The sequence below is a fragment of the Accumulibacter sp. genome, assembly GCF_029255145.1.
Lineage (GTDB): Bacteria > Pseudomonadota > Gammaproteobacteria > Burkholderiales > Rhodocyclaceae > Accumulibacter.
Map to the genome: position 1 here is coordinate 1 of NZ_JAPUVQ010000088.1, position 7,272 is coordinate 7,272.

6 protein-coding genes are annotated in these 7,272 nt (G+C 61.4%); 2 read left to right on the top strand and 4 right to left on the bottom strand.

All coding sequences use genetic code 11. The features are described from left to right. Positions 1 to 429: 429 nt before the first annotated feature. From Q1L50_RS08500 to Q1L50_RS08515, 4 genes are all read right to left on the bottom strand, one after another. Positions 430 to 2,037, bottom strand: coding sequence for a hypothetical protein (locus tag Q1L50_RS08500; RefSeq protein ID WP_300337537.1), 1,608 nt, complete (start codon positions 2,035 to 2,037; stop codon positions 430 to 432). Positions 2,038 to 2,058: 21 nt separating this feature from the next. Then, on the bottom strand, positions 2,059 to 2,490 hold the full coding sequence (locus Q1L50_RS08505; RefSeq protein ID WP_300337539.1) for an HIT family protein: 432 nt from the start codon (positions 2,488 to 2,490) through the stop codon (positions 2,059 to 2,061). A 458-nt stretch (positions 2,491 to 2,948) separates the two neighbouring features. After that, a complete protein-coding gene (locus Q1L50_RS08510; protein ID WP_300337540.1) occupies positions 2,949 to 4,208 on the bottom strand; it encodes a hemolysin family protein in 1,260 nt (419 codons plus the stop codon). 18 nt (positions 4,209 to 4,226) lie between these two features. Next, the gene (locus Q1L50_RS08515; RefSeq protein WP_300337542.1) at positions 4,227 to 5,756 is read right to left on the bottom strand and encodes a hemolysin family protein; all 1,530 of its coding nucleotides are present in this window, start codon (positions 5,754 to 5,756) and stop codon (positions 4,227 to 4,229) included. Between the two features lie 577 nt (positions 5,757 to 6,333). On the opposite strand from Q1L50_RS08515, the gene Q1L50_RS08520 reads away from it, so the two are divergent. Together Q1L50_RS08520 and Q1L50_RS08525 are read left to right on the top strand one after the other, a co-directional pair. Beyond that, positions 6,334 to 6,834, top strand: coding sequence for a universal stress protein (locus Q1L50_RS08520; RefSeq protein WP_300337543.1), 501 nt, complete (start codon positions 6,334 to 6,336; stop codon positions 6,832 to 6,834). A 160-nt stretch (positions 6,835 to 6,994) separates the two neighbouring features. Beyond that, positions 6,995 to 7,272 (top strand): Na/Pi symporter (locus tag Q1L50_RS08525; protein ID WP_300337545.1); only part of this gene is annotated, 278 nt, incomplete at its 3' end.

Below are 7,272 nucleotides of genomic sequence, written 5' to 3' on the forward strand. Positions count from 1 at the left end.
GCTTCGCTTGCCCGACGCCGAATTGCTCCGCAATCCGCCCGCCGGAAGCCCTGCGGGCGCCTTAAAAACCCGTCGATAAAAGCTTTCCAGAGCACCACAAAGCCAACCCGCCAACCTCATCCGCCACCGGAAATCCAATCCCGTTACACTACCCCTTTAAACCATCAGCCCGCCTCGCTACCTCCCCGAGATCTTCCCTCCTTCAGGCTCATACCTGAATTGGAAAATACTCGTACAACCAACCGCGAACTTCACCATGCCGCTCAAGGCCTCAGCGAGCCCTTGCGGACGTCATGTCGGCGGACGCGCCGCACCCCACGCGAACAGCATATCGCCGCAGGGGACGTACCGGCGTCGCGCCCGGGAAGGCGACCGGATTCGGCGCCTTGTCGGATGCCTGCCTATGCCGCTTTCCAAAGTCGCGGCCGGTCAGGTGATCCTGAAGGTCACACGCTCGAAGTCCGGCCCCTCGGTCAGCAGGCGGTGCAGGCGTACCCGCCAGACGCCGTCTACGTAGACCTCCAGCAAACGTTCCGGAGAGAACCAGCCCTTTGGAACGACCAGGCTCTGTTCGGCTCCGATGGCCGGCACGGCCGGCAGGAGGAAGGCCCTGCTGTAGGAGTCGGTCTGCCCCCCAAGCTGCGACAGCGGCCGGGCCGCGACCGCTTGTGGCTTGCCGGGCAGCGCAGCTACGCCGGCGACCAGGCCGCCGCTCTGTTCCTGCATCAGCCATACCACCTGTGCCAGCAAGGGAGCACTGCCGTCATGCGGGCAAAGGGCCAGCAACTGCTCCGGCGCCATCCGCCGACCAGCCGTCGACCGGAGCAGGCGAAAGCCGTTGGCGCTCTGATCAAGCACTTCCCAGTCGTCAACAGCAAAGCCAAGCTGTGCCTGGCGAACCTCCAGACCCTGCGTCGGGTCCAGCCCGTGCCGGAAGGTGAACATGCTGTCGAACTCCTGGCGCGAGTAGATACGTGCACTCTCCGGCTGATTGAACTCTTTCCCGGAGATGAAATAATGCATTCCAGCGAAGCCCGCGCACACCTTCGAAATCCCGCTTGCGCCGTGCCGGCGGAATCGGCGTGCAGCACGCAGCAAGGACCACGGCCTGGCCAGGCGGGTGAGCAGCCGCTGACACTGCGTCGTCGTGCAGTCTTCGCCCAGACCCAGTAGCGCCGGAGTCACTCTTTGCTGCAGCTGTTGTCTTGCCTGGTTGATCTGCATCGCCAGGCGCGTGGTGTCGAGACGGCGAACGTTCTCGGTTTGCAGGCAGTCGCTGGAGGCACGCAGGCCTGAATCGTGCATCAGATCGACGACCGACGGAGGGAGTGCGTCGCCAGGCATCGCCGGATGGACGCTGACCAGTGGTGACCAGGCAGCGGCCCAACGCCGGACCAGCCCCAACTCGCGCACGGTGAGGCTGCAAGGGCCGGCGAGTTCGATCAGCAGCAGGCCGACAAAGGCCGCCGCACAGTGCGTGCTGCGGCCGAGCGGATCGAGAGAATCCGGAACGCCGACTGTCGCCACTCCCCACTCCTCGGCGCTGGCGAAAAAGCCGTGCAAGTCCAGCCAGAGGCCGCTCGGCAATTGCCGCCGGGCGCGATGATGTTCGATGATCGCCATCCCGGTGTAGTAGATGCATCGGTGCAGGATCAGGGCGAGTCGTTCGCCGTCGTCGCGGCCGTCGTCGGAGCTCTGCAGCTGGGCGCAGTGCGCGTAAGCTCGGGCCGCCTTGAGCCACGTTGCGACAACCTGCTGAAACGCCGCCTCCTCGGCATCACCAAGTGGCAGCGCCTTGTTGGTGAAGTGCCGGGCAAGTTCTTCTTCGATGAAGCACAGGGAAATCCGCGTCTGTTCCAGCAGCTGCAAATAGACATCCGCTGCTGGTGGCGCCTGCAGCAGACTATCGAGAAAGTGGTTGATCTCCAAATCGGCCTGCTGCGAGTTGGCCAGCGGCAGGCGGGAAAGAATCTGGAAGCCTGTTTGGAGGTCGGAAATCTTCATGGTTACCGGGACTCGGGCAAGTACTGCGCTCATGGTGCTTCTCCTCGCTTACCGTTAGGTGCACTGCAGGGCGGCGATGATCTGATCGCCCAGTTGCCGGCCATCGACCACGCTGCGCCGAGGAACATGCACGCGCTGTGGCCTCGCCCAGACCGGCTGGGGAAAGTGTCTGTCGTCGCGCCAGCGCGGGATCAGGTGCCAATGGACATGCGGCGTCATGTTGCCCAGGCTGGCGAGATTGATCTTGTCTGGCTGGTACAGGCTGCGTACCGCGGTCTCGACGGCAAACAGCACGGTCATCAGCTGCATTCTTTCCTTGTGGGGCAGGTCGGTCATTTCGCGCAAATGCCGATGCAGAATCACGCGGCAGAAGCCGGGATAGTCAGCGTCGGCCACCATCACCACCCGACAGATCCCGTTCTCCCAGACCACTTCTCCGCCCGCTGAGCCACAAAGCTCGCAATCGTCAATCGCACCCTCACTCACGTCCAGACTCCTTGTAGATCGCTCGGCGCCGAAGCGCGCTGTTGACCGAGAAGATAGGCTCATCCCCAGAACAGGGTTAGGAAATAGGTCACAGAGCGCGCAACAAAAAAGGAGAGGGTGCGGTCGCGCTCTGGATCGCGTGTCCGGCAACTGCCCGGACACCCGGTGCGTTGGCGATCAATTCAGCTTGGTAGGGAGGCCGGATCAGGCGGCTGGGCCATCGGATTGCCTGAAACGCGAGCGCACGCACGGGTCGTGGTGTCGGAAGTGGTCGGCCGTGAGGGGAGTGAACGAACCAGGAGCGAGCAGCCAAGACCTCGCAGCGCGATCCTCGCTCGTGCTTGGGCGCGCGCCGGGTTAGCTGCTGGAGCGCCGACAGGTCGTCGGCAGAGCCGCCACTGGGGACGCCGTGGTGAACCCGCGACGCGGCAGGAACTAAGGGAAGTGCCGCCGGGAGCCTACAGCCGCTCGACCCGCACCTTGGTGACGGTGCGCGCATCGGCTTCGATCACCGTGTAGCGGTATCCTCGCTCTTCAACGGTATTGCCGACCACCGGAATGTGTCGTAGCCGGTTGATCAGGAAACCGGCGAGTGTGTGTGCCTCGCCGACCGGTAGATTGAGCCTGAGCGAATCGTTGAGTTCCGAGATCGGCGCCCGTCCCCCGATCAGATGATGATCGTCGCTCTCCGACTCGATCACCACCCGAGGAGGCTTCATGTTGTCGAAGTCGTAACCAGTGTCGATCGTCCCGACCACCTCTTCGAAGATGTCTTCCATGGTCAGGATGCCGATCGCCGAGCCGAACTCGTCGACCACGATCGCCATATGATCGGTGCGCGCGCGCAGTAGCGGTAGAACCTGATCGATGGTCTGTTTGGGTGACAGATAAAGCGCCGGCCGGATGAAGTCGCTGATCGCACGCTGCTCGATTTCCGGCTGCAGCAGGTCCCAGGTCGTCAGGGTCAACACGCCGGTGACATTGGTAATGTTGCCGCGAAAGACCGGCAGGCGATTGAATCCATGCTCCCACACGCGACGAACGGCCTCGGCCATCACGCGACGCTCGCTGAATCCAATGACCTCCGCCAGCGGCGTCATTACCTCGCCCACGGTGGTATCGGCAAAGCGGAAAATGCGGCGAATTCGCTGCTTGTTGGTGGCCCCACCGCCGTCAGCGGAGGTCTCCGACAGATCGAGCAGCACGCGCAGTTCGTCCTTGGTGATAAAGCCAATCTGCCCCGATGAGGCACCGCCGAAGAGGCGCGCCGCAACGCGGGCGACACGGCTGAAAACGAAGATCACCGGATAGAAGACGAAAGAAAAGAATCGCAGTCCGTAGATGATCTTGGTGACGATCCAGTCAGCTTTCTGTTGAAAGATACTCTTCGGAACGATCTCGCCGAAAATAAGCAGAAACGGTGTGAATACCAGCACAGAAATCAGGTCGCCGACTTCCCCGAACAGCCGGATGAACATCAGGGTGCCAATGGTAGTGATCGTCACCGTCGCTATGTTGGTCCCGACCAGCGTCGTTCCGAGCATTACGTCAGGGGTACGAAAGAGGTGCAGGACCAGCTTGGCTCCCCGGTCGCCTAGACGCGCCTGATGCCGCAGGCGTATCTTGTCGGAATTGACCATCGCCAGCTCGGAGCCGGAAAAAAAGCCCTTCAGGACGAGAAAGATCAGGATGACCACGAGATGCCACAGGTACTCCATTGCTCTCCTCCCCGCGTCCTAATCCGCCGCGCTTACGGTTCGACCCGACGGTCTGTCACTGTCCTGCCCGTTTTCCGGTAGCAACTCGGGCTGCTCGCATTCCGGTTCGCGCAGCAGAGCATCCTCGTATTCGTCGAGAGTTTCCTGCTCCGGATCGGTGACCGAACCGCCGGACAGCAATGCCGCTCCGACGCTTTCCATGTCCAGGGGCTCCTCCGGCGCTGTTTGCTGCTCGTCCTTGGTGTGCCCGTACGAAACACGGACCTTGGTAATGCGCATGCCACTCACTTCTTTGACGGTGATCTCGTAGTCGGTACAGAATACCTTCTCGCCGACCCGCGGCAAGCGGCCGAAGAGCACCAGGGTCACCCCGCCAATGGTGTTCATCAGCGGGTGGTCGATGTCGAAATTGGTGAGCGTGCGGAAATCCGCCAAGCGCATGTAGCCGGGGACTGTAAAGCTGTTGTTGTGCTCGTGCTGATAATATTCCTGCCCCCGCATCTTTCCGGAAATCTCGCCGAAGATGAAGGTCATCACGTCCTTGATGGTGACGATACCGAGGACCTCGCCGTACTCTCCGATGACCACCGCGGAGCGGGTGTTGAAACGCTGAAAATACTCGAGTATTTCGTCGACCTTCTTGGTTGGTGGAACGAAGTGCGCGGGTTTGAGGATTTGCCCAAGTTCAATGGTGGACAGATTCTTGTCGCTATGTACCCGGCGGAGCAAATCCTCGGCGTGCAGGAAGCCGATGACATTATCCCAGTGGCCGCGATAGACCGGTACTCGCGGGTGACGATAGCTACGGAAGCGTTCGATCAGTTCATCGATTGGCAGGTCGGCGTCGAGAAAGCGGATGCGCGGCCCCGGCGTCATGATCCGCGCCACGTCAGTCTCTGCGGACTCGAGAACCTTATCGATGAGCACTCGCTCCGAGGCTTCGATGATCCCCGTCTCCTCGCTATCGGCCATAAGTGTACGCAATTCGTCGGGCTTGAGGATGTTCTCCCGGTCGACGTGCTCACCGACCACCAATGTGGTCACCCGGTCGGCAACCAGGCGCACGACGTCGCGCAGGGGGGTGACAATGAAAATCCACTTTGGCAGGAACCTGGCCGAGAGCTTGGTCGCGAACTTCACCGGCGCATTGACGGCGATGGTCTTGGGCGTCACCTCGCCAAAGAGCAGCAGCAGAGGAACCATGACGACGATGTTGATCCAGCCGGCATCCGCTTCGCCGAACAACATGACCAGGATCATCGCCATGTTTGCTGCCGCGGCGATGTTGACCAGTTCGTTGCCGCACAGCAGCGAGACGATCAGCCGGCGCGGCTCATCGAGCATCGCGTGGATGCTTTCGGAATGGGGGTTGCGCGAATTGCGCAGCTTCTGCAGATCGATGCGGCTAAGCGAAAAAAGCGCCGTTTCGGAGCCGGAGAAAAATGCCGACATGCAGAAAAGGCCACACTGAATCAGCAGTCGAATGGTCAGATCCCAGTCAATAGCCGCCAGGTCGATGAAGTCAAAGGCTTCCCTCAACCACTCCATGAATGCCCCCGCCTCATGACTTGTTGACCAGCAGACTCCCACGCTCGGTGCGCCGGATCGCAGTGTCCCATTGATTTCCCGGTCGGCCGCTTGCCGAGTCGATAGGGAACGGTCAAAACCGCAAGGATAGGCCCTATGCGCCTACGAAACAAGCCTCCCCGGACCACAAGCCGCCACTGTACTCTGGCTTTGGCCGGGCAGGCGTGGCCTCGTTGAAAGCGACCGAAAGGTTCGTCCGAACGACTACTTGAGACCATTTCCGGGTTCTTGGCGATTGGTGAGCCGGGGCTCCTCGGGCCATCCCGGTCGTCAGGCGCCGGTCTCCTGCACCCGGCAGGTGTCGGGAAAACACGGCTTTCAGCAACGATCTATTGTATTCTTGCGCGGGACTGTTGCCAAGCTGACACCGGACGTTATTTGAAGTCAGCCAATTGTTTCGCTGCAATTTGACCTGCCGGCCCAGCTTGCCGCCAGGTTTACCTGTCCATAGCAGCCCAGTAAACCGGTGCCCAAAGTTCGGTCCGAGTTCCGCTCGCGGACTGCTTCCGCAGTGCCCACCAAAGAGGAGGATTTGCTCATGGTTGACAAGAACAAAGCGGCCGGGTCGGACGACCCAGGTCGCGGACCGATCCTGGTTCCGATCGATTTTTCCCCGTATTCGGAGGCCGCTCTGCTGCTGGCGAGCGACTTCGCGCACGGCCTGGGGACGAAGCTGCTCGTCCTGCATGTGGTGCACGACCCCCAGAACATGCCCGGCTACTACGCACGGATGGCAACCAGGAAGACGCTTACCCGCATCGCCGATGTTGCCGGCGAAATGCTCGACGAGTTCATGGCGAAGTTGCAGAAACGTCACCCCGAGCGCGAGGCGCTGCACAGCGCCGGAGTGCTGCTGGTCAAGGGGATCCCGGTGACGCGCATCCTGCAGGTGGCCGAAAAGGAAAAGGCCAGCCTGCTGGTGATGGGCAGCAAGGGGGCGACCGGGATGCGGCACCTGTTGCTTGGTTCGGTTGCCGAGCAGGTCCTGGCCCTGGCCAAGCTGCCGGTGACCATCGTCAAGAATCATTCCAAACACTAACTCGCAACGACCGGAGACTCGAGATATGCCAAGAACACATTTGACACTTCCCACCCGCATCGTCCCCCTGCTGGTACTTTGCGCCCTTGGCGCGATCCTTGGCGGCTTGGCCTGGCCAGCGCTTGCTGCCTCCGCCGAGGGCACAACGCCCAAATGGGGAATGATGACGGTCGAGCTCTTGGGTGGCCTGGCCATCTTCCTGTACGGCATGGGACAGATGGAAGAGGCGCTGAAAGCCGTCGCCGGCGAGCGGATGAAAAACATCCTCGCCAAGCTGACGGTCAATCGCTTCATGGGCGTTGGCACCGGCGCACTGGTGACCGCGGTGATCCAGTCGTCGTCGGTGACCACCGTGCTGGTGGTCGGTTTCATTTCGGCGGGGCTGATGTCGCTGTCGCAGTCGGTCGGGGTGATCATGGGCGCCAACATCGGCACCAC

Coding starts and splice junctions, on each gene's coding strand:
- Q1L50_RS08500 (WP_300337537.1), bottom strand. CDS start 2,037: ATGAGCGCAGTACTTGCCCGAGTCCCGGTAACCATGAAGATTTCCGAC.
- Q1L50_RS08510 (WP_300337540.1), bottom strand. CDS start 4,208: ATGGAGTACCTGTGGCATCTCGTGGTCATCCTGATCTTTCTCGTCCTG.
- Q1L50_RS08515 (WP_300337542.1), bottom strand. CDS start 5,756: ATGGAGTGGTTGAGGGAAGCCTTTGACTTCATCGACCTGGCGGCTATT.
- Q1L50_RS08520 (WP_300337543.1), top strand. CDS start 6,334: ATGGTTGACAAGAACAAAGCGGCCGGGTCGGACGACCCAGGTCGCGGA.